Here is a 25,657-nt window from a genome sequence, read left to right on the forward strand (position 1 = left end):
CGGGGCGACGCACACTGGTGGCATGGCCATTCCGCTGCCCCGCCCGACCGCCGTCGTCGGCCTCACCCGCTCCGCCCTCGACCAGGCGCTCGGCTCGGCCGCCTCGTTCGCCGCCGTCCCGGCCCGCGCGTTCGCCGTCCTGGACGGGGTGGAAGCCCTGCTGCACCGGATCAACGGGGTGGTGGACCGCATCGAGGGCACCCTGGACCGGACCGACCGGGTGCTCACCGACGCCGAGGCGGCGGTACGGGAGGTCGCGGTGATCAGCGCCGCGGCGACGACCGCGATCGAGACGGCCACCGAGGTCGCCACGGCGGCAGCCGTGGTGGTGGGCGAGGCCGAGCAGGTCTCCGGCACGGCGGCCGTGGTGGTCGGCGAGGCGGACCGGGTGGCGCGTGCCGCCGGTGCGGTGGTCGCCGAGGCGGAGTCCGTCGCCGGCCGGGCCGGGCGCACCCTGGCGGCGGCGGAGGAGTCGGCCGCCACGGCCGCCGAACTGCTGACCGCGTACGAGCCGGCGCTGCGGCGGGGCGCGCCGATGGCGAACCGGTTCGTGGCCGAGCTGAGCCACGAGGAGGTGGCGGCGGCGATCCGGCTGGTCGACGAGCTGCCCAAGCTCAAGCAGCACCTGACCTCGGACATCCTGCCGATCCTGGCCACCCTGGACCGGGTCGGGCCGGACCTGCACGACCTGCTCGACGTCACCCGCGACCTCAAGCTCGCCGTCGCCGGCATCCCCGGGCTCGGCATGCTGCGCCGCCGTGGCGAGCGGCTCTCCGACGACGAGCCCGCCGAGTGACCCCGGTCGGCCCGCTCGCCCGCGTCAGCAGTCGCAGGTCACCGACGTCCGGGGGGCGGTCAGCTCGTCCACCGGTCGGCGGGTCTCCCCTGCCGCCGTGCGTACCGGCAACCCTTCGCGAACCCAGTACTCGAAGCCGCCCAGCATCTCCTTGACCGGATAGCCGAGCCGGGCGAACTCCAGCGCCGCCCGGGTGGCGCCGTTGCAGCCCGGCCCCCAGCAGTAGGTGACCACCAGCGAGCCGCGCGGCACCAGGGCGGCGGCGCGGGCGGCGATCTCGGCGGTGGGCAGGTGCACCGCGCCGGGCAGGTGTCCCTGCCGCCAGGCGTCCGGGCCCCGGGAGTCCACCACCACCAGGCCGGGCACCCCGGCGAGCAGGTCGGCGTGCACGTCACTGACGTCGGTCTCGAAGCAGAGCCGGTTGCGGAAGTGGGCGACGGCGACCGCCGGGTCGGCCGGCGGCACGGCGAGGGTGTACGACATGCCAGTCATCGTCGGCCGTACGACGCCGGCAGCGGCAGTGGCGGGAACGCCGATCTCCGTTAACATCCCGCCATGGACCGGACGGTGACGGTGCTGGCGTACCCGGGGATGTCGGTCTTCGAGACCGGCATCGTCACCGAGGTGTTCGGGCTGCCCCGGCCCGAGTTCGACGTCGACTGGTATTCGCTCACCGTCTGCGCGGAACGGCCGGGTCCGGTGCCGCTGGTCGGCGGGGCCGCCCTGCACACCCCGTACGGGCTGGACGTGCTGGCCCGGGCCGCGACGGTGGTCGTCCCGGGGGTGTCGGACGTGACCGCCGACCCGTCACCCGAACTGGTCGCCGCGCTGCGTCGGGCGCACGCCGCCGGCGCCCGGATCATGTCGATCTGCTCCGGGGCGTTCGCGCTCGCCGGCGCCGGGCTGCTCGACGGCCGGCGGGCCACCACCCACTGGCGATACGCCGACCTGCTGGCCCGCCGCCACCGGCGCGTCGAGGTCGACGCGGACGTGCTCTACCTCGACGACGGCGACATCCTGACCAGCGCGGGCAGCGCCGCCGGCCTGGACCTGTGCGTGCACGTCGTCCGGCGTGACTTCGGCGCGGCGATCGCCAACGCGGTGGCCCGGCGGCTGGTCGTCCCGCCGCACCGCGACGGCGGGCAGGCGCAGTTCATCGAGGCCCCGGTGCCGGCCGACCCGGACGACGACCGGATCGCCCGCAGCGTGGACTGGGCGCTGGCCCACCTCGCCGAGCCGCTGACCGTGCAGCGGCTGGCCCGTCAGGCGCACATGTCACCCCGCACCTATCTGCGGCAGTTCGCCCGGGCCACCGGGACCAGCCCGATCCGCTGGCTGATCGACCAGCGGGTACGGGCCAGCCTGGCGCTGCTGGAGTCGACCGCGCTGCCGGTGGCCGAGGTCGCCCGGTCGGTCGGGTTCGACAGCGTGGTCACCTACCGGCACCACTTCACCCGGGCGATGCGCACCTCGCCGTCGGCGTACCGGCGGGCCTTCCCCCGGGCGGGCTGACCCCAGGGGTGGGCGCTCAGCCGGCGGACGGGGCGTACAGCGCGTCGATCTCCGCCCGGTGCGGCAACGCCACGGAGGCGCCGAGCCTGCGGACGCAGGCCGCACCGGCCGCCGCCGCCCAGCGCACCGCGTCGCGCACCTCGCGACCCTCGCCCCAGGCCACGGCCAGCGCGGCCGTGAAGGCGTCGCCGGCCGCCGTGGAGTCGACCACGTCGACCTTGACCGCGGGCACGTGCGTGCGGACGCCGTCGCGGTCGACGTACCAGGCGCCCTCGCCGCCGAGGGTGAGCACCGCGCGGGGCACCAGCTCCAGCAGCGCCTCCGGCTCGTCGCGGCCCCGGCCGGTGAGCGCCTGCGCCTCGGTCTCGTTGACCACCAGCAGGTCCACCGCGGCCAGCAGCTCGTCCGGCAGTGGCCGGGCCGGCGCCGCGTTGAGGATCACCCGGGTGCCGGCCCTGCGGGCGGCGACCGCCGCCGCGGTCACCGTCTCCAACGGGATCTCCACCTGCGCGACCAGCACGTCCGCCTGGCGTACGGCGTCCAGCTCGCTGTCGGTGAGGCCGAGGAAGGAGGCGTTGGCTCCCGGGGTCACCAGGATCGCGTTCTCCCCGTCGGTGTTGACCATGACCAGCGCGACGCCGGAGGCGCCGTAGACCACCCGCAGCTGCCCGGTGTCCACCCCGGCGGCGGTGATCCGCGCCCGCAGGGTCACCCCGAAGGCGTCCGAGCCGAGCGCGCCGAGGAAGGCGCAGGAGGCGCCCGCGCGGGCCGCGGCGATCGCCTGGTTGGCGCCCTTGCCGCCGGGCACCATCACGAAGTCGCTGCCGAGGACGGTCTCCCCCGGCCGGGGCAGCGTCGGGCCGGTCCCGACGAGGTCCATGTTCGCGCTGCCCACCACGACGACCCGGGTCTGCCGCACCACGAACCTCCTGCCCCGACCTGCATGTCGCCGCGAGTCTAGGGCCTGCCCGCGGGGGGGGCGGGCCGCGCGGCTCAGGCCGCCCGGGCGGTGTACCGCTCGCCGTGCCGCTCGACGAGCAGCGGCAGGCCGAAGGTCTTGGAGAGGTTGTCCCCGGTGAGCGTCTCGGCGAGCAGTCCCTGCGCGACGACGCCCCCGTCGCGCAGCAGCAGCGCGTGGGTGAAGCCGGGCGGGATCTCCTCGACGTGGTGGGTGACCAGCACCAGGGCGGGGGCGTCCGGGTCGTACGCCAGCTCGGCGAGCCGGGCGACGAGGTCCTCCCGACCGCCCAGGTCGAGCCCGGCGGCCGGCTCGTCGAGCAGCAGCAGCTCGGGGTCGGTCATCAGCGCGCGGGCGATCTGCACCCGCTTGCGCTCGCCCTCGGAGAGGGTGCCGTACGCGCGGTCGGCGAGGTGGGCGATGCCGAGTTGCCCGAGCAGGGTGCGGGCGCGGGCCTCGTCGGTGCGGTCGTAGCTCTCCCGCCAGCGACCCACCACCGACCAGGCGGCGGTGACCACCACGTCGCCGACCTTCTCCTCGGCGGGCAGCCGCTCGGCCAGGGCGGCGGTGGACAGGCCGATCCGCGTCCGCAGCTCGTTGACGTCGGTACGGCCGATCCGCTCACCGAGGACGTGGGCGGTGCCGGTGCTCGGGTGCAGTTGACCGGCGGCCAGGTTGAGCAGGGTGGTCTTGCCGGCGCCGTTGGGGCCGAGGACGACCCAGCGCTCGTCCAGCTCGACCCGCCAGTCCACGTCGTGCAGCAGCGCGGTGCCGGAGCGCAGGACGCCGACACCGTCGAGGCTGACCACCAGATCCGCGTCCACGGGAGAGGGGGCGGCGGGGGCGCCGGCGGCGCCGGGGATCAGGTCACCAGTCACCGCTCCATCCAACCACGCAGCCCGCGAGGTGCCCCCCACGGGCGGGTCCGCCGCCTTAGGGTGGGGCGCCGTGTCGTTGGTCACCACATCCCGGAGGACGACCATGTCCGATCACCTGCTCAGGGGCCGCCGATGAGCGCGGTCATCGAGATCGAGGGGCTGCGCAAGACGTTCCACAGTCTGCGCCGGGGACGTCGGGTGGCGGTGGACGGCTTCGACATGGTGGTCGAGGCGGGCCAGGTGCACGGCTTCCTCGGCCCCAACGGCTCCGGCAAGACGACCACCCTGCGTGCCCTGCTCGGCCTGGTCCGCCCGGACGACGGCCGGATGAGCGTGTTCGGTGTCCCGGCCCCCGAGGAGCTGGCCCGGGTGGCCGGCCGGGTGGGCGCGATCGTGGAGAGCCCGCAGTTCTTCGGCAACTTCACCGGTCACCGGACGCTGCGGCTGCTCGCCGTGGCCGGCGGGGTGCCGACCAGCCGGGTGGACGAGGTGCTGGAGCAGGTCGGCCTGCGCGAGCGGGGCGACGACCGGGTCAAGGGGTACTCGCTCGGCATGAAGCAGCGCCTCGCGGTCGCCTCGGCCCTGCTCAAGGATCCGCAGCTGCTGATCCTCGACGAGCCGGCGAACGGGCTGGACCCGGCCGGCATCCGGGAGATGCGCGACCTGGTCCGGTCGCTGGCCGCGTCCGGGGTGACCGTGCTGATCTCCAGCCACATCCTGGCGGAGATCCAGCTGATCTGCGACCACGTGACGATCATCGCGAGCGGCCGGCGGGTGGCGGCCGGTCGGGTCGACGAGGTGCTGGCCGGCTTCGACCAGCACGAGTGGCAGGTGGGCGTGGCCGAGCCGGAGCGGGCCGCCGCGCTGCTGCGGGAGGCGGGCCTGTCGGTCACCGACCACGAGGGACTGCTGGTGGTCGGCGGCGCGCAGGAGCCCGAGCTGATCAGCCGGACCCTCGGCGAGCAGGGGCTGTGGGTCCGCGAGCTGACCCCGATCCGGCCCGACCTGGAGAGCGTCTTCCTGGAGCTCACTCAGACCGCACCGCATCCGACGCTGCCGAGGCAGGTGGGCGGGCCCACCCTGCCCGGGGAGGGGCCCGAACCGATGATCGACCTGGACGCGACCGCAGGCCGGGGGGTGGACGCGTGAAGCTGGTCCGCGCCGAGGTGGAGCGGCTGCTCGCTCGCCGTTTCGTGCAGCTGATGGTGGTGCTGCTGGGGTTCGCGTTCGTCGTCACCACGGTGACCACCGTGCTCGGGTCGCACCAGCCGTCGGCGAGTGAGGTCGCCGCAGCCCGGGCGCAGGTCGCCGAGGCGATCCGCGGCCTGGAGGTCGAGCACCAGCGCTGCCTGCGGATCAAGGCCGGTGAGATCCCGCTCGACGAGGCCGGGTACGTCCCGGCCGACTGCAGCGAGCTGGATCCGGCGCTGCAGGAGCGCCTGCCGGTGGTCGCCGACTACCTGTCCGGGGTCTTCGTCTTCGGGCAGCAGGCGGAGCCGCTGCTCTACTTCCTGATCGCCTTCCTGCTGCTGTTCGGCTTCCTGGTCGGCGCCTCGTACATCGGGGCCGACATCACCTCCGGCGGGGTGGTCAACCTGTTGCTGTGGCGGCCGCGCCGGCTGACCGTGCTCGGCACCAAGCTGGGCGCGCTGACCGGCGTGGTGGCCGTGTTGTCGGTGGCCGCCACCGTCGTCTACCTGGGCACCTTCTGGGTGATCGGGCAGACCGCCGGGCTGCCGGGCCAGATGGACGGCCCGTTCTGGCAGAACCTGGGGGCGATCTGGGGGCGTGGTGTGGCGCTGGTGCTGCTCGCCTCCGCGCTCGGCTTCGGCATCGCGACGTTGGGCCGGCACACCTCGGCGGCGCTGGGCGCGGTGGCCGCGTACGCGGTGGTGTGGGAGCTGGGGGCCCGGGTGGTCTTCGAGATCCTCGACGTGGCCCGGGTGGACCAGCTGATGCTCTCGACGTACGTGGGCGCCTGGCTGACCGGCCGGGTCGAGCTGTACGACGACGTGGTCTGCTCGGACGGTCCGGGGTTCGGTCTCTGCACCGGCAGTTACACGATCACCTGGGTGCCGGCGCTGGTGGTGCTGCTCGCGCTGGTCGGCGCGGTGACCGTGTCGGCGTTCGCCGTGTTCCGTCGCCGGGACCTGATCTGACGCCCGCCGTGCCGCGGCGTCCGTCGCCGCGGCACGGCGCGGCGGCGACCACCGACCCGGACGACGGCAGGATCTTGCCGTGTCCCGGTCGGTGGTGAAGAATTCCTTCACATGGCGGGTGACCGGTGGCGACGGGTGTCAGCCGACGGTGGACCCGAACACCTCGTCCCGGACGGCGTCCAGCGCGGTGCGCAGCGCACCGTGCAGGATCGGCTCCTCGGTCAGCCCGGTGGCCACCACCCGGGGCCGGACCAGGGTGATCGCGGCCACCTCGTGCTGCACCCGCTCGGCCAGCGCCGCGCCGCCGGCCTGCCCGACCTCCCCGGCGAGCACCACCAGCGGCGGGTCCAGCACCACGCAGGTGCTGGCCACACCGAGGGCCAGCCGGCGGGCCAGTTCGTCGAGCACCGGGCCACCCTCGGTCCCGGCGGCGATGGCGGCGCGCACGGCGCCGGCCGCGTCGGCGGCGTCGAAGCCGTGCTCGCGGGCCACCGCCCGGACCGCGTCCGCCCCGGCGAGCTGCTGGAACGCCGGCTTGGCCCGGCGCGAGACGTCACGCGGGATGGGCACGCCGGGCACCGGCAGGTAGCCGATCTCGCCGGCCGCGCCGCTGCTGCCGTGGTGCAGCCGCCCACCCAGCACGATCGCCAGACCGACGCCGGCGCCCACCCAGACCAGGACGAAGTCCGTCAGCCCCCGGGCCGCGCCGGACTGCGCCTCGGCCACCGCCGCCAGGTTGACGTCGTTCTCGAAGACGACCGGGGTGTGCAGGTCCTCACGGAGCGCGGCGAGCAGACCCCGGTGCCAGCGGGGCAGGTTGAACGCGAAGGTGATGTCGCCGGTGGCCGGGTCCACCAGGCCGGGGGTGCCGAGCACCACCCGGCGGACGCTGGACAGCTCCGCCCCGGCGCTGCTGGCCGCCCGCACCACGGCGTTGTGCACCACGCCGACCGGGTCGTCGGTGTCCCGGGTGGACTGCTCGACCCGGCCGACGACCGCGCCGGTGATGTCCGCGCAGGCGGCGACCACCCGCTCCGCGCCGACGTCCACCCCGACCACGTACGCGCTGCCCGGCCGGACCGCGTAGAGCTGGGCGTTCGGGCCCCGCCCGCCGGCCTGCTCACCGACCCGGGCGACCAGCCCGCGCTCCTCCAGCCGTTCCACCAGCTGCGAGGCGGTGACCTTGGACAGGCCGGTCAGCTCGCCGATCCGGGCCCGGGTGAGCGGGCCACGCTCCAGCAACAGCTCCAGGGCCGCTCGGTCGTTGAGCGCCCGCAACAGGCGGGGGGTGCCGGGCAGCCGGGTCGCACTCATGCCACGTCCTCTAACTTCCGTAAACTTTGCTAACCGAATCGACCTGCAGACGGGTGCCCGTAGCGTATCGGCCGCCCCGTACCGCGGAACTCGGACGACCCGGCGACCGCGGTGCGACACTCGTGCCGTCCGGCACCGAAGGGGGAATCACGTGGGGCTGGATCCAGGACTGCGCCGGCTCGCGCTGGGCACGTTGCTCGCCGCGTACCCGGGGCCGGTGCCCCCGGACTGGGCCGTCGAGCTGGTCGCCGACGGGCTGGCCGGGCACACCCTCTTCGGCACCAACGTCCACGACCCGGCCCAGCTGGCGGCGAGCACCGCCGCGCTGCGGGCCGGCCGGGCCGACGTGCTGGTCGCCATCGACGAGGAGGGCGGCGACGTCACCCGGCTGGCGCACGCCACCGGCAGCCCGTACCCGGGCAACGCCGCGCTCGGCGCGGTCGACGACCCCACGCTCACCCGGCAGGTCTACGCGGCCATCGGGGCGGAGCTGGCCGCCCTCGGCGTCACCGTGGACCTCGCGCCCACCGTCGACGTGAACACCGCCGACGAGAACCCGGTGATCGGCACCCGTTCCTTCGGCGCGGACCCGGCCCGGGTCGCCACGCACTCCGCCGCCGCCGTCGAGGGCCTCCAGTCGACCGGTGTCGCCGCCTGCGCCAAGCACTTTCCCGGCCACGGCGCCACCGTCGCCGACTCGCACCACGAACTGCCCACCGTGGACGCTGCGCCGGCCGTGCTGCGCGAGCGGGACCTGCCGCCCTTCGCCGCGGTGATCACCGCCGGGGTCCGGGCGATCATGACCGCGCACATCCGGGTGCCGGAGCTCACCGGCGACGGGCCGGCCACGTTCAGCCGGGCCGTCCTGGTCGACCTGCTCCGCCGCGAGTACGGCTTCACCGGCACGGTGATCACCGACGCGCTGGAGATGAAGGGTGCCGCGCTCGCCGCCGGCGGGGTCGCCCCGGCCGCCGTGCTCGCCCTGGCGGCCGGGGCGGACCTGCTCTGCGTCGGCGCGAAGGTCGACGCCGCGCTGGTCGAGCACGTGGCCGCCGAGATCGTGACGGCGATCGAGGACGGCCGGCTGGAGCGGGCCCGGGTGGAGGAGGCCGCCGGCCGCGCCGCCGCGCTCGCCGCCTGGACCCGGGCCGCCGGCGCCGCCGGCGCGACCCCCGCCGACCTCGGGTACGCCGCCGCGCGGCGGGCGGTCCGGGTCGAGGGGGATGTGACGTGCCTGGGCCGGCCGCTGGTGGTGCAGGTGCACGCCGCCTCCACCATCGCCGAGGGCCGGGTGCCGTGGGGGCTGGGCCCGCACCTGGCCGGCCTGGAGGAGGTCCGTGTGGTGGCCGGCGAGATCGAGCCGGCGGAGCTGGGCCGGCTCGCCGCGGGACGACCCATCGTGCTGGTCGGCCGGCACCTGCACCGGCTGCCCGGGGGCACCACGCTGGTCGACGCGCTGGCGGCGGCGTACCCGGTGACGGTGGTCGAGATGGGCTGGCCGGGACAGTGGCGGCCGACCGGCGTACGCGCCTTCGTCACCACCTTCGGCGCGAGCCACGCCAACGGCCGGGCGGCGGCCGAGGCGCTCGGCCTGGCCTGACCCTCCGGCCCGCCACCGCCGACGTGGCGGGCGTCCCTACGCGGCGGTGGCGTCCGGGTCGGACCCGGGCCGCGCCTGGCGACCGGGGGCGAGGCCGAGGAGCGTGTCGACGGCGGTGATCCGCAGGACCCGGGCGACCACGGGCTGCGGATCGACCACCCGGAGGGCGGCGCCCCGGCCCACCGCCTCGGCGGCGCCACGCAACAGGGCCGCCAGCCCGGTCGAGTCGAGGAAGGGCACCTCGGCGAGGTCGACCACCACCTGCACCGTCTCCGGGCGGTCGAGGGCGGCGTCCACGGCCCGGTCCAGGGCGGCGGCGGTGGACATGTCGACCTCGCCGACCGGGCGGAGGACGACCCGCCCGCCCGCCTCGCTCCGCACGTCCACCCGCATGCCCGCTCCCCGCCGAGAAGTCGTCGTTGCCGCCCGACGATACTCGCGCGGACGTTGCACCGATCCGGCGCACCGCCGCCCTCGACAGCGATGCGCACGCTCCGTCACCACGGCCCGGCGGCAACGTCATGACTTGCGTCGCAGCTCAAGTCCACTACCGGACAGTCCTAACCAGTCGATCGTCTCTTGCTCGGCCGCCGATCCGTACGTAGCGTGACCATCACGGGACCAGCCGGCGGGACGCCGGCTCACGGAGGGACCTGGGGGAAGGCTGCGGACCGTGGATTCGGCCCGGAATCCACGGTCCGCGCCCTGCCGTCGGCGGGCCGACTGCCGGCGCGGCATGCGCACCCCGCCCGCCGGTCACGGCGGATAGACGCCGAACGACTCCCAGCCCCGATCCGGAAATCCGGCCGCGTCGGCGACCCGCGCCGAGGCGCGATTGCCCGGATCGTGGCGGTACGTCGGCACTGCCCCCTCGTCGAGCACCCGGCGGGCCGCCTGGGCGACCAACCGCCGGGCCAGTCCCCGGCCGCGCGCCGCCGGCACCGTGCCGACCGCCAGTTCGTGGCCGTGCGCGTCGTGCCGCTTGATCCCCACCCCGGCGAGGTAGCCACCGTCGTCGTCGCGGACCACCAGGACCTCCCGGTCGAACAGGCGCAGCCAGGAAGGGAGGGCGGGATCGGTGGGCGCGCACCACTGCCCCACCTCGGGCAGCGGGGCCGGGGCGACGCTCCACCGGAAGGTGTCCTGGTGCACGGCCCAGCCCGGCTGGCCGACCGCGGCGGGCAGCGCCGCGAGGAGACCGGCCCGCGGGCCACGGGCCAGCGCGCGGATCGCCTCGACCCGTTCCGGGGGCACCGAGAGCACCGTGTCGCCGGAGGGGGCGCGCACGCCGATCGCCGGGCGGAGCCGGCCGTCCCACGCCGGCCTCGCCCGCCGGCGGGAACCCACCACGTGCAGGCCGGGGCCGGCCGGCCACTGGCCCAGCCAGGTGACCAGGTGCAGGTGGAGCCGGCGGTCGAGCACCGCAGACCTCCCTCACCCCGTTCGGGTACGACCAACCGTGATCACGGTACGCCGCACCGGCCAGCGCGGCCCGCCGTTCCGAGGGGCGTACGCCGGTTCGCCACCCGGCTCAGCGGGTAACCCGTACCGAGGAGCACCGCTACGCCGGAACCACCGCCATCGATCGGGCGTCATATCGATTTCCATACATGTACAACTTTCTTTGGGACGGTAATGGTCATGCCGATGCAGCCGAATGACCGGTACCAGCAGGACAGCGAGCGGGCGTGGCAGGCGGCGGAGGCCGCCGGACGGTTCCCCGCCCAGCCGCCGTACCGCGAGGCCCGGACCGGACGCGGGGCCGACGCCGCGCTCTCCTGGAGCGCCCTGAACAGCCTGCCGGCCGGCGCCTCCTCGCGCCGGGGCCTCAACACCCGCTGATCCGGGAGCAACCGACGACACACCCGGGCCGTCCAGCCGGGGTGTTCGCACACCTGTCGGGTAGCGTCTTCTGGTCCGAAACTCGGCCTACGACAGGAGACACTCCGCGCATGGGCAAGAAGACGATCCACGTCTCCGACTTCAGCGGCACGGTGCTGCAACCCGACGACGAGGTGGTCAAGGTCGTCGTCCTGGAGCACCCTGACCTGGTGGCCGGGCCCGTGCAACTGGACGCCACCGGCCTCGAGGTGGAGAGCATCGACGACGCGGCGCTGGACGTCGCCGTGGTGGAGATCCACGACCGGCACGGCGGCGGCGAGCCGCGCCGGGTGGTGCTGACCGCGAGCGAGTTCGACGCGATGGCCACCGACGTGCCGATGGCCCAGCTGTTGCGGACCGCCGAGCGGGTCCGGCCGCCGAAGGCCCGCAAGAGCGCGGAGAAGGTGGACTACGGCACCATCGAGCACGCCGGCAAGCCGCACCGGGGCCGGGTCACCGAGGAGGAGGCCCGACTGGTCCGCGAGCGGCTCGACGAGGTGAACAAGCGACTCGCGGACGCCGGCATCCGGCAGATCGACCCGGCCGACCCCGAGCACGCCGGCCGGTACGGCTTCCCCACCGACGCCTGACCCGGGCCCCGTCGGTGGCCGGGACGCGCCCCCGTGCCGCGCCCCGACCACCGACGGCGGTCACCGAGCGGCCCGGCGACGCCGCCAGTACGCCACCGTGACGGCCGCGAGCAGCGGCGGCCAGGCGAGCATCGGGGCGTAGCAGGCCGTCATGACCACGCCGGCGATCCCCTGCGGAGCGTCCGGGTCGCCCATGTTCTCCGGGCCGTTCCACAGCGCCACGGTGGGCACGGCGATCGCGGTGAGCGCGGCGACGCCGAGCGCCGCCGCACCCACCACGCACCAGGTCGGCAAGGGTCGCCCGCCGAAGCGGGGCACCCCGGCCGGCACCACCTCGCCCCACGGCCGCACCAGCCCGAGGGTCAGCAGCGCCGCCGCCTCGGCCACCACGGTGAGCGCGACGACGTACGGGGTGATCCAGCCGGGAGCGGCGTAGAGCCGGCCCAGCTCGCCGGTGAACCCCACCGGCACGCCCGCGCCGAGCGCGAGGCGCCAGATCCCGGAGGGCAGCACCAGCAGGGGTACGGCGTACGCCGCCCAGCGGGCCCAGCGGGGCGCATCAAGGGTCGTCTGCATCGGTAGCTCCTGACGTCGGTCCAGGTCCACCTGCGACTCTGCCGGCGTCCGGGCCCGGAGGGCTCCCCGGTGCGGGGGGGGCGCCCCCCCCGCCCGTGGGGTTTGGTTCAAGCCTCCGGTCGAAGAGGTTAAAAAGGTCCCCCCCCCCCTCTGGGGGTGGTTGGCGAGTTTTTTGGGAGGGGCCGCCACCCCACGCCCCGGTCACCTGTACAGCGCCAGGGCGGCGACGACGCGCTCCTCGACCCCGGCCTTGTCCAGTCCCAGGCCGGAGAGCGCCCCTGTGCCGTCCTCCAGTTCCAGCAGGGCGAGCAGGATGTGCTCGGTGCCGACGTAGTTGTGCCCGAGCCGCAGCGCCTCCCGGAAGGTCAGCTCCAGCGCCTTCTTGCCCTGGGAGTCGAACGGGATCAGGTCGGGCACCCGTTCGGCCGGCGGCGGCAGGGCCGCCGTGGCCGCCTGCCGGACGTCGTCCAGCGACACGCCCTCCTCGACGACGGCCTTCGCGGCGAGCGCCTCCGGCTCGGCGAGCAGCCCGAGCACCAGGTGCTCCGGGCGGATCTCGGCGTGCCCGGTGCTGCGGGCCTCGTTCTGCGAGGCCATCACCACGTTGCGGGCGCGTGGGGTGAAGCGGCTGAAGCCGGCGGACGGGTCGAGGGTCGCGGCGGCCTCGGCCTTGGCGGCGGAACGCTTCTGGGCGGCCTGCTTGCTGACCCCCATGCTGTTGCCGATCTCGGTCCACGAGGCGCCGGAGCGGCGGGCCTGGTCGACGAAGTGGCCGATCAGGTGGTCGGCCAGCTCGCCCAGGTGGTCGGCGGCGATGACCGCGTCGGTGAGCTGGTCGAGGGCGTCGGTGTGGGCTTTCTTGATCGCCTGGATCAGGTCGTCGAGGCGTACCGGATTGGCGATCTGGATGGGCTCCGTCATGCGTCAACCATAAGTTGACGCACAGCTGTCGTCAACCACTGGTTGACGATGGTGTCGACTGTGCGCAGCACCCGACGACGGCGACGAACGAGCCGCTTCCGCGCGGGGATTATGAGGCCTGCGAACAGGCCCTCGAGGAAGAGGCGCGTCGCGACGACGGCGTGGCCGAGATCATGCCTGCCCCAGCCCGATCCCACGCCGCACGGGCGAAATCAACACACTCGTCGAGCTCGACCGAACCAAGGCATTGCACCTTCCTTCGCATCACCTTTGTGACCCGGCGAGCGGCACCGCACGTCGCCGCCTCCCGTCACGATGAGGTCGGGAAGCTTCACGCAACACCCAGTCAACGATGTCTCCGCTATACCGATCAACACGGAGCCGCCCGTGCGAAATTGCAGGAGCGGAGGAGAAGATGAAGCTGACGCTCGCGAAGTCGCGGCTCAATTGAAGAGATATCGTCCTCAGCCACGTGAGGACGCTTCGCCGCGCCCCTTCAGGAAGGGCGTCGATAACACCTAGCGTCTCCAGGCCCTCCTCCGAAACCACCCTGAAGAGGCCGGCTTCCGGCCCTAGGAGGTGCGGCAGGGGAACCACCAGGTCAACCTTCGACAGAACTAGCAACAACGGCACGGCCGAGGCTGCCCCTCTGATTTGCTGCTTGAGGTGAGCCACCAACCGGAGGTCGTCCACCTCGCGAGCGATCTTGTCTTCGTTCGCATCGGAGGAGATATCGGCGAGAGGGATGACGTGCGCAATGCCGTTCGCAGAGATGACGTACTCCAGATAACCCGGGTCGCGCTGTTCCTCGTCGCCGAAATCCAACCAGTACTCCCCGGCCGAATCTCCGACCTCCAAATCCACCTTGATTCTCTTCGCCTCGACGGTGCCCTCGGACACCGAAACCCTGCCCGTCGAGGTGGAGCGCGGCCACACTCCGTCCGGCATATACCTACCGTCACGCTCCGTAATATTCTTTTCGATCATCGCTAGCCGGAGACACCGACTCGACAACAGTCGCGATCCCGGCCACTGGCCGCTGTTCGTGCATCGTGATGACGTCTCCGGTCACCAAGCGTCGCCACCGTTGCGGGCTCATCGGAGCCAGCCGGACCACCGCTCTTCCGCCAGGCTGGAGATCCGGCTGTGACTCGACCCAAACTCGCGCGACAAGCAGATCTGGATTGCCCGCCGCCGTCACATCGCCGATGTCCCACAGCGGACGGAGGTGTCCGTCACCGGGTATCGGCGTCCGCCTACCATTGGCGACCCCGGGATCCACGAGCTGAAGGTCCACGCGAATCACGCCATGCACGACCTCGGCCCGCTGCCAGTGACACCACCGCTCAGTCCGGGACAGCCACATCATCCTGGCGGCCTCGGCAAGGAGATCCCAGAAGGCGGTCCCAGTGCGGCACGCATCGCCGAGTTCCACGAGGACGTCCAGCGCGACCTCCCACTCGTCGTGGTCGAGATACTCGCGCGCGTCAGCCACCGTCGTGCCAGCTTCACCCGTCGCGGCCAAGGGCAGGTGGCGGGCAGCGCGACGAAGAAGCTCGGGGACATCCACAGCACGGATCTTTCCGCAGCATCCCTACGACGCCGCACCCAGAGAAGGAGCCAGCGCCAAGCTCGGCCATGGGGAACCCCGCCGACGGAGCCACGTCTCGGCCCGCACCCGGTTACCGGTGAAGCGCAACCACACCGACTCGGCGGCTTGGGTCCACGATCACGGTCCCCGTCCACGGCTTGCCGGAACCGTCCACCCGCTCCCGAGCATCCCGCGAGCACCCGGTCAATGGCCAGGATACGAAAAAGGCCCCGGATCGGCGTAAAACGACAGGCCGGGGCCTTGATCACTGTGCGCCGCCAGGGACTCGAACCCCGAACCCGCGGATTAAGAGTCCGCTGCTCTGCCAGTTGAGCTAGCGGCGCTCACTGACAACGGAGAGCACCATACCGGGTCGCTCCCCACCCCCGACAACCGGGTTTCCCTCCCCACCCGGGCCCCGTCCCGGCCACCCCGACCATGTCGATCAAGAGGTTTCGGGTCTCCGGCGGGCCGGATCCGGACCCGAACCTCTTGATCACCGCGAAGAGGCGGGGGAGGGATGGCAGGAACGGGTCAAGCCCGGTCCGTGTGGACCGGGCTTGAGGGTGTTACTGCTGGTGCGCCGCCAGGGACTCGAACCCCGAACCCGCGGATTAAGAGTCCGCTGCTCTGCCAGTTGAGCTAGCGGCGCTCGTTGGCAACGGAGAGAACAGTACACGGGCCCGGAGCGCTCTTCCAAATCGGGTGCCCGTCTCCCCTCTTCGGTTGAGCTTATCGGGCGAAAGGAGCCAAAGAGGCCGGATGGCTGCTGCGCGGGACCGAGGTGATGGCGGGGATGCGGCACCATGTCCGCCAGGCACGCGAGAACTGAGGTGGGAATGGGCAGGTTCACGCGGGCCGGGGCGAAGGTGGGCGCCCTGGCCCTGGCGGCGTCGCTGGCACTGACCGGGTGCGGCGACGGCGAGAAGAAGGCCGAGTTCGTCGGCGGCAGCACCACCCCGAGCGCGGACGCACCACAGACTCCGCAGCCGGGCGACACGTCGGCCCCGGCGGCGAGCCTGGCGGTCAGCCCGGCGGACGGGGCGAAGAGCAGGCCGGTCAGCACCGAGATCAGCGCGAAGATCCCCGGCGGCGGGAAGGTGTCCTCGGTCACCCTGGCCTCCGCCGACGGCAAGCAGGTCGAGGGCACGATGCGGCTGGACGGCACCTCGTGGGTGCCGTCGACCCCGCTGAAGTACGGCACGCGCTACACCGCGACGGTGACCGGCACCGGCACCGGCGGGGAGACCCGGCAGGGCACCAGCACCTTCACCACCATGGCCAAGCCGAAGTCGATGATCAGCTCCGGGCTGTACCTCTTCGACGACCGGACGTACGGCGTGGCCATGCCGGTCGTCGTGGAGTTCCACCCGGGCATCCCGAAGAAGGACCGGGCGGCGTTGCAGAAGCGGATGTTCGTCAAGACCGACCCGCCGCAGCCGGGCGCGTGGCACTGGGTCTACAACGGCACCCAGGCCTACTACCGGGCGCCGGAGTACTGGAAGCCCGGCACCACGCTGGACGTGCGGATCGCGCTGGCCGGCGTACCGCTGAGCAACGGCCGCCACGGCAACGTGGACCGGTCGGCGACCGCCAAGATCGGGCGCTCCTTCGAGATGAAGGTCGACAACGCCACCAAGAAGATGACCGTCCTGCAGGACGGTCAGGTGGTCCGCACGATCCCGGTCAGCCTGGGCAAGAAGAGCACGCCCTCCTCCAGCGGCACGATGGTGGTGATGGAGAAGAAGGAGAAGACCGTCTTCGACACCATGGACTCCCCCGATCCGGAGAACCGGTACCGCGTCGACATCGACTTCGCCCAGCGCATCACCTGGGGTGGCGAGTACATCCACGCGGCGCCCTGGTCCGAGGGTGTCCAGGGGCGGCAGAACGTGTCGCACGGGTGCGTCAACGTCTCCATGGCGATGGGCCGGTGGCTCTTCGCCCAGACGAAGATCGGTGACCCGATCACCGTCAGCGGCACCCCCCGCAAGCTGGCCGCGGGCAACGGCTGGACGGCCTGGAGCCTGAGCTGGTCGGAGTTCGTCAAGGGCAGCGCGCTGCCGGTGCCCGAGGGCGGCTCCGGGCCGCTGATCTGAGCGTCCCGGTCGGGCCGGCCACCACCGCCGGCCCGACCGGGACGAGTCCCGCGCCGTCGAGACCTCCGTCGGTGGACCGGCGGCCGAACTCGCCAGAGATGAGTGCCGCTCGCGAAAACTCGGCATTTTACCGACATCCGTACATCCTGATCGGCGTGTTCCCGTTCACGCCCGGCAACCGGCGGGCGCGGGCGTGCGTCAGTGGGTAAGGATGGGGCATCGGGGATCACGACTGTGAGGAATCATGCGAGCTACCCAGGACCGGCCGACCCGGCGCACCGGACGGCGCCGCGCGCTCGCGGCGGGACTCCTCGCCGCCGCGCTCACCTTCACCTCCGCCTGCACCGACTCCGGCGACGGCAAGCCGTCGGGCGCGGCGGGCGGCGGGCAGAGCGCCCCCAGGGCCGCGGCCACCATCACCGAACCGAAGGCCGACGCCACTGACGTCCCGGCCTCCACCGGCATCACCTTCACCACGAAGGACGCCGAGAAGACCACCGTCGAGCTCACGGACTCGGCCGGCGCGGCCGTCGAGGGCGAGCTGGCCGCCGACGGAAAGAGCTGGTTGCCCGCCGGTGCCCTGGAGTACGGCGGCAAGTACACCGCCACCGTGACGGCGACCGGCGACGACGGCAAGCCGGCCACGGCCACCAGCACCTTCACCGTCATGCCCAAACCCGACAAGCAGGTGCGCGTCACCAGCTTCCTCGGCGACGGCCAGGTGGTGGGCGTGGGCATGCCGCTGATCGTCCGCTTCGGCCGGGCCGTGCCGCAGGACTACCGCGACGACGTCCAGCGCCGGATGAGCGTCACCTCCACCCCGGCCCAGGAGGGGATCTGGCACTGGGCCAGCCCCACCGAGATCCGCTACCGGCCGAAGGAGTTCTGGCAGCCGGGCAGCACCGTGTCGTACCGGGTGCAGGCCGGCGGGCTGCCGATGGGTGACGGCTGGTACGGCCGCTCCGACCTGACCGTGGACGTCAAGATCGGCCCGTCGCTGGTCATGGTGGTGGACAACAAGACCAAGCGGATGACCGTCACCAGGGACGGCACCGTGGTGAAGACGATCCCGGTGAGCCTGGGCAAGAAGAGCACCCCGTCGTCCAGCGGCACCATGGTGGTGATCGAGAAGCTGCGCAAGACGGTCTTCGACACCCTGGAGGAGCTGGGCCCCGTGGAGGGCTACCGCACGAAGATCGACTACGCCCAGCGGCTCACCTGGGGCGGCGAGTTCATCCACGCCGCGCCCTGGTCCGAGGGGCAGCAGGGCAGCGTCAACGTCTCGCACGGCTGCGTGAACGTGTCGATGGCCAACGGCAAGTGGCTCTTCGAGAACACCCGGATCGGTGACCCGATCACGGTCAAGGGCACCGAGCGCCGGCTGCAGAACGGCAACGGCTGGACCGACTGGAACATGAGCTGGGAGCAGTACGTCGAGGGCAGCGCCCTGCCGTACGAGCCGCCGGCCGCGCCGGACGCCGAGCCGAGCGCCGACGGCGAGGAGCCGAGCGTCGAGCCCACGCCCTGACGGGCGGGAACGACGAAGGCCCCCTCCGTGCGGAGGGGGCCTTCGTGTCTGGGGTGACTGATGGGAATTGAACCCACGACAACCGGGACCACAACCCGGTGCTCTGCCAACTGAGCTACAGCCACCATGCCGTCCGCTCCGGTTACCCGGGCGGGTGCGGACTAATAATAGCCACACCCCCGCGGGCCCCGTCCAGCGGGTTCGGCCCCCCCCCGCCGGCACGCCGGCCGGGGCGAGCCCTACAGCTGCGCGGCGATCGCCTTCGCGCTGTCCACGTCCGGCCCCGGCAGCGGCACGAAGATGGTGCGCCGGTAGTACTCCAACTCCCGGATGCTCTCCCGGATGTCGGCCAGCGCCCGGTGGGCCAGCCCCTTCTGCGGCTGCCCGAAGTACACCCGCGGGTACCAGCGCCGGCACAGCTCCTTGATCGAGGAGACGTCGATCATGCGGTAGTGCAGGTGGGCGTCGAGGCGCGGCATGTCCCGGGTGATGAAGCCCCGGTCGGTGGCGATCGAGTTGCCGCACAGCGGCGCGGTCCGCGGGTCCTTGACGTGGCTGGTGACGTACTCCAGCACCATGTCCTCGGCCTCGGCGAGGGTGACCGTCGAGCGGCGTACCTCCTCGGTGAGCCCGGACTTGCCGTGCATCGTGCGCACGATTTCCGGCATCGCCGCCAGGGCCGCGTCGTCGGCGTGGATGACCACGTCGACCCCGTCACCGAGCACGTTGAGGTCGGGGTCGGTGACGAGCGCGGCGACCTCGATCAGCGCGTCCCTGCCGAGATCGAGCCCGGTCATCTCACAGTCGATCCAGACGAGAAGGTCAGCCACGCCCGACAGACTAGTCGCAGCCCAGGTGCCCGCGCCTCGGCACCGTCGGCGCGGTGGACCGCTAGGGTTTCCCCGTGCCAGCCGAATCCGTCGCGCCACCCGCCGTCACCGCAGACGACCGGAGGAGCCGTACGGCGCGCCGGGTCGCCACGGTGCTGGCGCTGGCGGCCGTGCTGCCGGCGCTCTACCTGCCCGGCATGGTGCACGACTTCTTCGACCTGAAGATCTACATGCGGGCGATGGACTGGTGGGCGGCCGGGCACCCGCTCTACGACTACGTGCAGCCGGACCGGGTGCAGGGCGCGCTCTACTTCACCTACCCGCCGTTCAGCGCGCTGCTGCTGCGGCCGTTCGCGGTGCTGCCGCTCGGGCTGACCATCGCGGTCTTCACCGTCCTCACCGGCATCGCGGTGATCTACACCACCCGTTGGTTGCTCACCCCGGTGATCGCGCGGCACGGCCTGCCCCGGGTGTTCACGCTCACCGTGGCGGCGCTGCTGGTCTTCGCGATCGAGAGCACCCGGGAGACCATCACCTTCGGCCAGATCAACATGCTGCTGGTGGTGCTGGTCCTGGCCGACCTGCTCTTCGCGGTGCCGCAGGCCCGCCGCTGGGCCGGGGTGGCCGTCGGGCTGGCCACGGCGCTGAAACTCTTCCCGGGCATCTTCATCGTCTACCTGCTGGTGACCCGGCGGTGGCGGGCGGCGGCGGTGGCCGCCGTGACGGCGGCGGTGGCGACGCTGCTCGCGGCGGCGGTGGCGCCCCGCGACTCCTGGCGGTTCTGGACCCACGAACTCTGGGCGACCGACCGGGTCGGCCGCACCGACTACACCGGCAACCAGTCGCTGTTCGGCCTGCTGAGCCGGGTCGACGCGCCGGCCGAGCCGAACCGGCTGCTCTGGCTGGCGCTGGTCGCGGTCGTCGCCGGGTACGGCCTGTGGCGGGCGGCCCGGGCGGCGCGGGCCGGCGACGAACTGACCGGGCTCACCCTCACCGGCCTGGTCGGCGGGCTGATCAGCCCGATCACCTGGACCCACCACATCTACTGGTTCATCCCGGCGGTGGTGGTGCTGGTGGACGCGGCGCTCGACGCCGACCGGAACGACGCCGAGGGGGCCCGTCGACGCCGCCGGCTGCTCGCGCTCGCGGTCGGCACGGGCGTGGTGATCGTGTACGGGGTGGTGTCCTTCTACGACTGGGGTGTCGCGCCGGCGCGTACCGACACCCCGTGGGAGTTCCTGCTGCGCAACGCGTACGTGCTGCTGGCGCTGCTGTTGCTGGTGGCCCTGCCGGTGCGGGGGGAGCCCCGGCCGGCACGCGGATAAAATCGCATCAAATGGACAGATGTTCCTACGAGCGACTATCGGCGCTAATCTGACGACACCCACCTCTGGCAGGTGTCAGGTGGCACCGATCCCCCGGTGAGGACGGCCCTGCGCGTCGGCAGCGCGCAGGGCCGTCCGTACGTGTTCAGTCCCCGTCCACCGGGCCGGGTGTCGCATCCGGACGCTGCGGCGGCCACGGCGGCAGGTCCGCCAGGCTGGCCGGGCGGCGCGCCGGCACCGCCCCGATCGCCGGACGCGCGGCCTCTGGCGCACCCACCGACACCAGTTGCCGCTCCGGTTCGGGCGCGGCGCCCAGGCCGCTCAGCGAACTCACCCCGAGCCGCCCGGCGAGCACCGGCACCTGGTCGGGCTCCACCACGAAGACCACCTCGCGCGGCCGGACGGGCCGCAGCAGCACCAGCACCGCCAGGGCGACCAGGAGCAGGCCGCCGGCCGCCGACCCCCACGCCAGTGGCCGGAACCAGTCGGCGCGCAACTCGGCGCGCAGCGCCACGGCCAGGTCGGCCCGCCCGTCGGGCCGCATCACCACCAGGCTCAGCCGCCGGCCCGCCAGCTCGGCAGGACTCCACTCGACCGAGCCGATCCCCTCGCGTACCCAGAAGGAGACGTCGAACGGGACGGCCGGGACCGGCCCCGCCGGGGCGGCGGTGGACGCGGGCGTCGCATCGGTCAACCGGACCGGCAGCGGACCTCGCGCCAGCGCCACCCGCCCGACCACGGCGTGCCCGACGCCGTCCAGCCAGCGTCGCACCTGATCGGTCGGGGCCAGGCCGACGAAGGCGGGACCGTCGGCGGTCCGCGCGGTCAGTCGCAGCCGGGACGGCCCGACCCGGGTGAACGGCGCCTCGGCGCGCAGCAGCGCGTCGACGTCCTGCACCACCACCGCCCGGCCCGGGGTGCGCAGCGGCTCGACCCGGGCGGCGAAGGCCCCGTCCCCGCCGGCACGCCCGGCGACGGCACTGAGACCGGCGCCCGCCAACAGGAGAGGGATCCCGACGACCAGCAGCAGCATTCCGGTGAGCGCCCGCACGAACCGCATTCGTTCCGTCTCCTTCGGTGACCGGGTACCCGGCCGACCTTACCGACGCCACCGCCTTGATCTGCGGATATCGGCGGGACCGGCCGGGACGGCCACCGGCGGAGCCGGACGCCCGTCGGGCCGGGCGGCGCAGCGCGGGATCAGGCCTTCGGCGCGGCCTCCCGCCGGGTCCGGGCGAAGGCGAGTCCACCCAGGAGCAGGCCGGCGAGCCCGGCCACCAGGCCGGCGATGCCCAGCCCGGTCGCCGCGCCGTCGGAGTCGTCGTCGTCATCGTCGGCCTCGACCTGCCCGGCCGGGGCGGCGGACGGCGCGGCCGACGCGGACGCCGGGGTGAGGGTGAGCACCGGGGCCGGCTTCTCCGGCTCCTCCCCGCCCGGGGTCGGCTCCTCGATCCAGCGCACCACGTTGCCGTCGGAGTACGTCTGCAACGACTTGAAGACCATCCGGTCGACCTGCGGCAGCGGCCCCATCGACACCGGGAACTCCTGGAACTGGCCCGGCTTGACCGCCGCGTCGCCGGTCGCCGTCCAGGTCAGCTTCGACACCACCTCGGTGAGCTGGCTCCCGTGCACCTCCACCGGCGGGTCGACCTTGCGCTTCTCCACCACGACCGTCCACCCCGGCACCGGCATCGTCGACACCGAACCGACCGGGGCGTTCTCCGGCAGCACCACCTCGACCTTGGTGGTCGAGGCGCTGTCGCTCTCGTTCGGCACCCGGAAGGCGAACCGGCCGTAGCCGCCCTGGGTCGCCTCCTTCGGGTTGACCGACACGTGCGCCGAGGCGGGCCCGGCGAAGCCGAGCACGGCCGTGGTGGCGACGGTGAACGCGAGGGCGGCGGCGGTTGCGGTACGCCGGAGACGGATCATCTGAGAGCCTTTCGCCTACTTGATCGGCACGGTGGCGGTCACCGTGGCCTGGTCGATGTCGGACGTGCGGACGGTGAGCCGCAGCTGCCACTCACCGGCCGCCGGGAAGGTGACCTCCCCGGTCGCGTGGTTGTCGGTCAGCGGCAGCAGCGGGATCTCGATCGGTTCGATCCCCGCCGACGGCAGCGCGGCGGTGGCCTTCCACTCGGCCACCGGCTGCGGCCGGTTGTCCTTCGTGTACGCGTACAGGTGCAGCGAGTTGTTGCCCCGCTCGGCCGGGTCCAGCTCCACCTGCAACGAGTAGATCGGGCTGCTCAGCGTGGTGGAGAAGTAGCCGCTGGGCGTACCGGCCACGTCGGCGGCGGCGACCCGGGCCGGGGTGGTCTGCACCAGCGTGGCGGAGACCCCGAGCACCACCGCGGTGATCGCCAGCTCGACCCAGACCGCCCGCCGCACCGGCGTCGGCCGACCGGCGGCGGTGCGCCGACGCACCAGCGCCCGCGAGTACGCCGCCACCCCGACCACCAGCGCGAACAGCGCGATCTTGGCGAGCAGCAGCCGCCCGTACGTGGTGTCGAGCAGAGCGGCGAGACCGCCCACCTCGATCAGCGCCTGCACGGTGCCGGCCAGCAGCAGCGCCGCCACCGCCAGCGCCGCCCAACGCGCCCAGATCGGCAGGATCGCTCCCAGCTCCCGCTCGTCGGCGCGGCGCAGCAGGAACCCGGCGAGCATCACCAGGCCGCCCAGCCAGACCGCCATGCTGCCCAGGTGCACCGCGTCGACCAGCACCGAGACGGCCGGCGCGGGCGAGGCCGCCGCGTGCCCGGACAGCGGCCAGGTCAGCAGCGCCGCCGCGCCGAGCACGGCCAGGATGATCCCGTCCGAGCGGCCCACCGGCCCCCGGGTCAGCGGGCGCAGCAGGAACGCCGCCGCCGCGAGCATCCCCAGCCGGACCAGGTGCGCGGTGCCGTACGTGCTGCCCAGCACCTCGCCGAAGCCCGCGCCGGTGACGGCGAACGGCCCGCCCCCGGCCGTGTACGGCACCTGCAACCACAACTCGGCCACGGTGGCGACGGCGAGCAGGACGGCGCCGGCCCAGAGCAGCCGGGCCGGGCCCCGGCGGGAGAGCCGCTGCGGCCAGAGCGCGGCGAGCACCAGGGCGGCGCCGGTCACCAGCAGCAGCCCCACGTAGCCGAGGTACTTGGCGACCTTCACCCCGGTGTCCACCACCGGGTTGGCGCGGCTGTCCGAGCCGGAGTCGGTCGGCGGCGGCGAGGGCGCGCCGACGGAGTAGGTGAACGCGCCGGAGACCGGATGGCTGTCGGCGGAGATCACCCGGTAGCTGACCAGATAGGTGCCGCGCGGTCCGGCCCGGTCCACCGGGACGGTCACCACCGCGCCCTCGAAGGTCGGCTCGCCCCGGTCGGCGCGGGAGCCGTCCGGCGCGATGACCCGGATCTTGCCGGTGACCTTGCGGACGGACTCGCTGAAGGTCAGCACCACCTCGGCCGGCGCCTCCGGCACCACGGCCGAGGCGACCGGGCTGCTGCTCACCAGCACGGCGTGGGCGCTCGCCGGTGTCGCCGGGACGAGCAGCAACGCGACGAGGGCGACCAGGAGGCCGGCGGTGCCGCCCAGCCGTACGGACCAGCGACGATCGACGACGTTCATGACCGCCATGCTCGCCGACGCGGGGCACGTTCGGCGACCCGGCCCCGTGCGCTCCTGGTCGGCGCGGTTCCCGCCGGTGCGGGCGTACCCGGGCGGAGCACCACCCGGCGCGACGCGACGTCCGGACCCGACGGGCGGCTCACCCGCGTCCCGCCACGACCGCACCCGACCACGGCCGGCCGGGCTCCCCGCCGACCCGACCCAACGCCCACAGCAGCCCCGCCTGCACCACGGCGGCCAGGTGGCCGATCTCGTGCACCAGGGCGGTGGTCGAGTTCGCGATGTCCACGACGCTGGTGCCGGCCAGGCAGAGCGCCAGCACCAACGCCACCGGCAGGAACGCCCGGGCCCGCTCCGGCCGCCAGGCGGCCAGCGCGAAGCCCACCGCGAGAGCCACGTCGAAGGAGGCCATCTCCCGGCTGACGTGCGGGTCGGCGGCCACCCCCAGCCCGGCGAGCAGCACCGGCAGGGCGATGGCGAGCTGCGCCACGGCGGCCACGCCCACGGCGACGCGCAGCACCTGACGACGTGCCGCGCGCACCGCCGCCGGGGCGCGCCCGGCCAGCACCGGATCGGCGGCCACCGCCGCCAGCACCCGGGCGGTCAGGTCGGGCACCTGCACGGCGCGCACCCGGGTGAGCCGGGTCACCTGTTCGGCCCGGGCCAGCCAGGATCGGCAGCCGGGGCAGGCCCCGGTGTGCGCGTCCAGCACCGCCTCCGGAACCTGCGGGTCCTCGCCGTCCAGCCGCGCCGACAGCGCCGCACGTACGTCGTCGCAGTTCATGGGCAGGTAGTCGGGTACGGGGGCGGGAAAGTTCCCGACGTGAGCCAGGCCATGGAAAGGGTCGAAGGACCCTGCCCACCTCATTTGTGCCGCGTAACCTCGGGTGACGTGATCCCCGCCCCGCGTGACACCCCCGCCGGCCGCCGTCAGGCGGCACGCGGTGCTGCGCCGGACGCGGCGACCGGGTGGGCGCTGGCCGCCCGCGACGGCGACCCCACGGCTCAGGCCGCCTTCGTCCGGGCCACCCAGGTCGAGGTGTGGCGCTTCGCCGCCGCGCTGGTCGACCCGGACAGCGCCGACGACCTCACCCAGGAGACCTACCTGCGGGCGTTGCGGGCGCTGCCCGGATTCCAGGGGCGCTCGAGTGCGCGCACCTGGCTGCTCGGCATCGCCCGCCGGGCCTGCGCCGACCACCTGCGCACCGTGGTCCGGCGCCGGCGGCTGGACGAACGCCTCGCCGCCGACGCGCACACCGGCGGCCCGCACCCCGACCCGGCCGGGCAGCTCGGCACCGCCGACCTGGTCCGCCGGCTGCCCGCCGAACGGCGCGGCGCGTTCGTCCTCACCCAACTGCTCGGCCTGTCGTACGCCGAGGCCGCCGCCGTGGAGGGGGTGCCGGTGGGCACCATCCGCTCCCGGGTGGCCCGGGCCCGCCACGACCTGGTCGAAGCCGTCAGCGACGCGCTGGCCGGCTGAACCGTGGAACTTCGGGACC

At 73.5% G+C, this 25,657-nt stretch carries 25 protein-coding genes, 3 tRNA genes and 2 pseudogenes; 11 read left to right on the top strand and 19 right to left on the bottom strand.

Annotation, left to right across the window (positions count from 1 at the left end):
- Nucleotides 1-22: 22 nt before the first annotated feature.
- The gene (locus ACPFP2_RS03515; RefSeq protein WP_424086015.1) at nt 23-796 is read left to right on the top strand and encodes a hypothetical protein; all 774 of its coding nucleotides are present in this window, start codon (nt 23-25) and stop codon (nt 794-796) included.
- 24 nt (nt 797-820) lie between these two features.
- Here ACPFP2_RS03515 and ACPFP2_RS03520 read toward each other — a convergent pair whose 3' ends face one another.
- Nucleotides 821-1,279 (bottom strand): rhodanese-like domain-containing protein, encoded by a 459-nt coding sequence (locus tag ACPFP2_RS03520; RefSeq protein ID WP_424086017.1) that lies wholly within the window; start codon nt 1,277-1,279, stop codon nt 821-823.
- A gap of 72 nt (nt 1,280-1,351) precedes the next feature.
- Between ACPFP2_RS03520 and ftrA the strand changes: the two genes are divergently transcribed.
- Nucleotides 1,352-2,308 carry a transcriptional regulator FtrA gene (gene ftrA, locus ACPFP2_RS03525; RefSeq protein ID WP_424086018.1) on the top strand — a complete coding sequence of 319 codons (957 nt, stop codon included), beginning with the start codon at nt 1,352-1,354 and terminating at the stop codon, nt 2,306-2,308.
- Between the two features lie 16 nt (nt 2,309-2,324).
- Here ftrA and ACPFP2_RS03530 read toward each other — a convergent pair whose 3' ends face one another.
- Nucleotides 2,325-3,227 carry a ribokinase gene (locus tag ACPFP2_RS03530; protein ID WP_424086328.1) on the bottom strand — a complete coding sequence of 301 codons (903 nt, stop codon included), beginning with the start codon at nt 3,225-3,227 and terminating at the stop codon, nt 2,325-2,327.
- 74 nt (nt 3,228-3,301) lie between these two features.
- Nucleotides 3,302-4,144 carry an ABC transporter ATP-binding protein gene (locus tag ACPFP2_RS03535; RefSeq protein ID WP_424086020.1) on the bottom strand — a complete coding sequence of 281 codons (843 nt, stop codon included), beginning with the start codon at nt 4,142-4,144 and terminating at the stop codon, nt 3,302-3,304.
- A 132-nt stretch (nt 4,145-4,276) separates the two neighbouring features.
- Here ACPFP2_RS03535 and ACPFP2_RS03540 point away from each other — a divergent pair, with 132 nt between their 5' ends.
- Together ACPFP2_RS03540 and ACPFP2_RS03545 are read left to right on the top strand one after the other, a co-directional pair.
- Nucleotides 4,277-5,293 (top strand): ABC transporter ATP-binding protein, encoded by a 1,017-nt coding sequence (locus ACPFP2_RS03540; RefSeq protein WP_424086022.1) that lies wholly within the window; start codon nt 4,277-4,279, stop codon nt 5,291-5,293.
- A complete protein-coding gene (locus ACPFP2_RS03545) occupies nt 5,290-6,303 on the top strand; it encodes an ABC transporter permease (RefSeq protein ID WP_424086024.1) in 1,014 nt (337 codons plus the stop codon). The genes ACPFP2_RS03540 and ACPFP2_RS03545 overlap by 4 nt, the downstream gene beginning before the upstream one ends.
- Nucleotides 6,304-6,441: 138 nt before the next feature.
- Here ACPFP2_RS03545 and ACPFP2_RS03550 read toward each other — a convergent pair whose 3' ends face one another.
- A complete protein-coding gene (locus ACPFP2_RS03550) occupies nt 6,442-7,617 on the bottom strand; it encodes an ROK family transcriptional regulator (protein ID WP_424086026.1) in 1,176 nt (391 codons plus the stop codon).
- A gap of 151 nt (nt 7,618-7,768) precedes the next feature.
- Between ACPFP2_RS03550 and ACPFP2_RS03555 the strand changes: the two genes are divergently transcribed.
- Nucleotides 7,769-9,217 (top strand): glycoside hydrolase family 3 protein, encoded by a 1,449-nt coding sequence (locus ACPFP2_RS03555; RefSeq protein ID WP_424086029.1) that lies wholly within the window; start codon nt 7,769-7,771, stop codon nt 9,215-9,217.
- A 36-nt stretch (nt 9,218-9,253) separates the two neighbouring features.
- On the opposite strand, the gene ACPFP2_RS03560 is transcribed toward ACPFP2_RS03555, so the two are convergent.
- Both ACPFP2_RS03560 and ACPFP2_RS03565 read right to left on the bottom strand, forming a co-directional pair.
- The gene (locus ACPFP2_RS03560) at nt 9,254-9,610 is read right to left on the bottom strand and encodes an STAS domain-containing protein (RefSeq protein WP_424086030.1); all 357 of its coding nucleotides are present in this window, start codon (nt 9,608-9,610) and stop codon (nt 9,254-9,256) included.
- 363 nt (nt 9,611-9,973) lie between these two features.
- Nucleotides 9,974-10,639 carry a GNAT family N-acetyltransferase gene (locus ACPFP2_RS03565; protein WP_424086032.1) on the bottom strand — a complete coding sequence of 222 codons (666 nt, stop codon included), beginning with the start codon at nt 10,637-10,639 and terminating at the stop codon, nt 9,974-9,976.
- A gap of 219 nt (nt 10,640-10,858) precedes the next feature.
- Between ACPFP2_RS03565 and ACPFP2_RS03570 the strand changes: the two genes are divergently transcribed.
- Both ACPFP2_RS03570 and ACPFP2_RS03575 read left to right on the top strand, forming a co-directional pair.
- Entirely contained in the window at nt 10,859-11,059 is a 201-nt protein-coding gene (locus ACPFP2_RS03570; protein ID WP_424086034.1) for a DNA repair protein, read from the top strand.
- Nucleotides 11,060-11,169: 110 nt separating this feature from the next.
- Nucleotides 11,170-11,688 (top strand): hypothetical protein, encoded by a 519-nt coding sequence (locus tag ACPFP2_RS03575; protein ID WP_424086036.1) that lies wholly within the window; start codon nt 11,170-11,172, stop codon nt 11,686-11,688.
- A 60-nt stretch (nt 11,689-11,748) separates the two neighbouring features.
- Here the strand turns inward: ACPFP2_RS03575 and ACPFP2_RS03580 are convergent, their stop codons facing one another.
- The 7 genes and pseudogenes from ACPFP2_RS03580 to ACPFP2_RS03610 all read right to left on the bottom strand — a co-directional run bounded on the left by ACPFP2_RS03580 (nt 11,749) and on the right by ACPFP2_RS03610 (nt 15,428).
- Complete coding sequence (locus ACPFP2_RS03580; RefSeq protein ID WP_424086038.1) at nt 11,749-12,264, bottom strand: hypothetical protein; 516 nt, start codon at nt 12,262-12,264, stop codon at nt 11,749-11,751.
- A gap of 201 nt (nt 12,265-12,465) precedes the next feature.
- A complete protein-coding gene (locus tag ACPFP2_RS03585; protein ID WP_424086040.1) occupies nt 12,466-13,185 on the bottom strand; it encodes a Clp protease N-terminal domain-containing protein in 720 nt (239 codons plus the stop codon).
- 110 nt (nt 13,186-13,295) lie between these two features.
- Nucleotides 13,296-13,394 (bottom strand): annotated as a pseudogene (locus tag ACPFP2_RS03590) (YdcF family protein); the annotation flags it as partial.
- 55 nt (nt 13,395-13,449) lie between these two features.
- Complete coding sequence (locus ACPFP2_RS03595; RefSeq protein WP_424086042.1) at nt 13,450-14,085, bottom strand: hypothetical protein; 636 nt, start codon at nt 14,083-14,085, stop codon at nt 13,450-13,452.
- 58 nt (nt 14,086-14,143) lie between these two features.
- Nucleotides 14,144-14,755, bottom strand: a complete 612-nt coding sequence (locus ACPFP2_RS03600; RefSeq protein ID WP_424086044.1) for a hypothetical protein — start codon at nt 14,753-14,755, stop codon at nt 14,144-14,146.
- Nucleotides 14,756-15,047: 292 nt separating this feature from the next.
- A tRNA-Lys gene (locus ACPFP2_RS03605) sits at nt 15,048-15,120 on the bottom strand.
- A gap of 232 nt (nt 15,121-15,352) precedes the next feature.
- Nucleotides 15,353-15,428: transfer RNA gene (locus ACPFP2_RS03610), tRNA-Lys, on the bottom strand.
- A 187-nt stretch (nt 15,429-15,615) separates the two neighbouring features.
- On the opposite strand from ACPFP2_RS03610, the gene ACPFP2_RS03615 reads away from it, so the two are divergent.
- Nucleotides 15,616-16,875, top strand: a complete 1,260-nt coding sequence (locus ACPFP2_RS03615) for an Ig-like domain-containing protein (protein WP_424086046.1) — start codon at nt 15,616-15,618, stop codon at nt 16,873-16,875.
- A 244-nt stretch (nt 16,876-17,119) separates the two neighbouring features.
- Nucleotides 17,120-18,403 carry an Ig-like domain-containing protein gene (locus ACPFP2_RS03620; RefSeq protein WP_424086048.1) on the top strand — a complete coding sequence of 428 codons (1,284 nt, stop codon included), beginning with the start codon at nt 17,120-17,122 and terminating at the stop codon, nt 18,401-18,403.
- Between the two features lie 49 nt (nt 18,404-18,452).
- On the opposite strand, the gene ACPFP2_RS03625 is transcribed toward ACPFP2_RS03620, so the two are convergent.
- Nucleotides 18,453-18,528, bottom strand: a tRNA-His gene (locus ACPFP2_RS03625).
- Nucleotides 18,529-18,642: 114 nt separating this feature from the next.
- On the bottom strand, nt 18,643-19,233 hold the full coding sequence (gene orn / locus ACPFP2_RS03630) for an oligoribonuclease (protein WP_424086050.1): 591 nt from the start codon (nt 19,231-19,233) through the stop codon (nt 18,643-18,645).
- Nucleotides 19,234-19,307: 74 nt separating this feature from the next.
- Here orn and ACPFP2_RS03635 point away from each other — a divergent pair, with 74 nt between their 5' ends.
- Nucleotides 19,308-20,558, top strand: a complete 1,251-nt coding sequence (locus tag ACPFP2_RS03635) for a glycosyltransferase 87 family protein (protein WP_424086052.1) — start codon at nt 19,308-19,310, stop codon at nt 20,556-20,558.
- 145 nt (nt 20,559-20,703) lie between these two features.
- Here the strand turns inward: ACPFP2_RS03635 and ACPFP2_RS03640 are convergent.
- The 4 genes and pseudogenes from ACPFP2_RS03640 to ACPFP2_RS03655 all read right to left on the bottom strand — a co-directional run.
- Nucleotides 20,704-21,084, bottom strand: a pseudogene (locus tag ACPFP2_RS03640) (hypothetical protein); the annotation flags it as partial.
- 674 nt (nt 21,085-21,758) lie between these two features.
- Nucleotides 21,759-22,487 carry a YcnI family protein gene (locus ACPFP2_RS03645; RefSeq protein WP_424086054.1) on the bottom strand — a complete coding sequence of 243 codons (729 nt, stop codon included), beginning with the start codon at nt 22,485-22,487 and terminating at the stop codon, nt 21,759-21,761.
- A gap of 15 nt (nt 22,488-22,502) precedes the next feature.
- Nucleotides 22,503-24,167: a copper resistance CopC/CopD family protein gene (locus ACPFP2_RS03650; protein WP_424086056.1), complete on the bottom strand. Its 1,665-nt coding sequence runs from the start codon at nt 24,165-24,167 to the stop codon at nt 22,503-22,505.
- Between the two features lie 130 nt (nt 24,168-24,297).
- Nucleotides 24,298-24,942, bottom strand: coding sequence for a zf-HC2 domain-containing protein (locus ACPFP2_RS03655; protein ID WP_424086058.1), 645 nt, complete (start codon nt 24,940-24,942; stop codon nt 24,298-24,300).
- 108 nt (nt 24,943-25,050) lie between these two features.
- Between ACPFP2_RS03655 and ACPFP2_RS03660 the strand changes: the two genes are divergently transcribed.
- Entirely contained in the window at nt 25,051-25,638 is a 588-nt protein-coding gene (locus tag ACPFP2_RS03660; RefSeq protein ID WP_424086060.1) for a sigma factor, read from the top strand.
- Nucleotides 25,639-25,657: the final 19 nt, after the last annotated feature.

It is taken from the genome of Micromonospora citrea (assembly GCF_049629545.1).
GTDB classification, from domain to species: Bacteria; Actinomycetota; Actinomycetes; order Mycobacteriales; family Micromonosporaceae; genus Micromonospora; species Micromonospora citrea_A.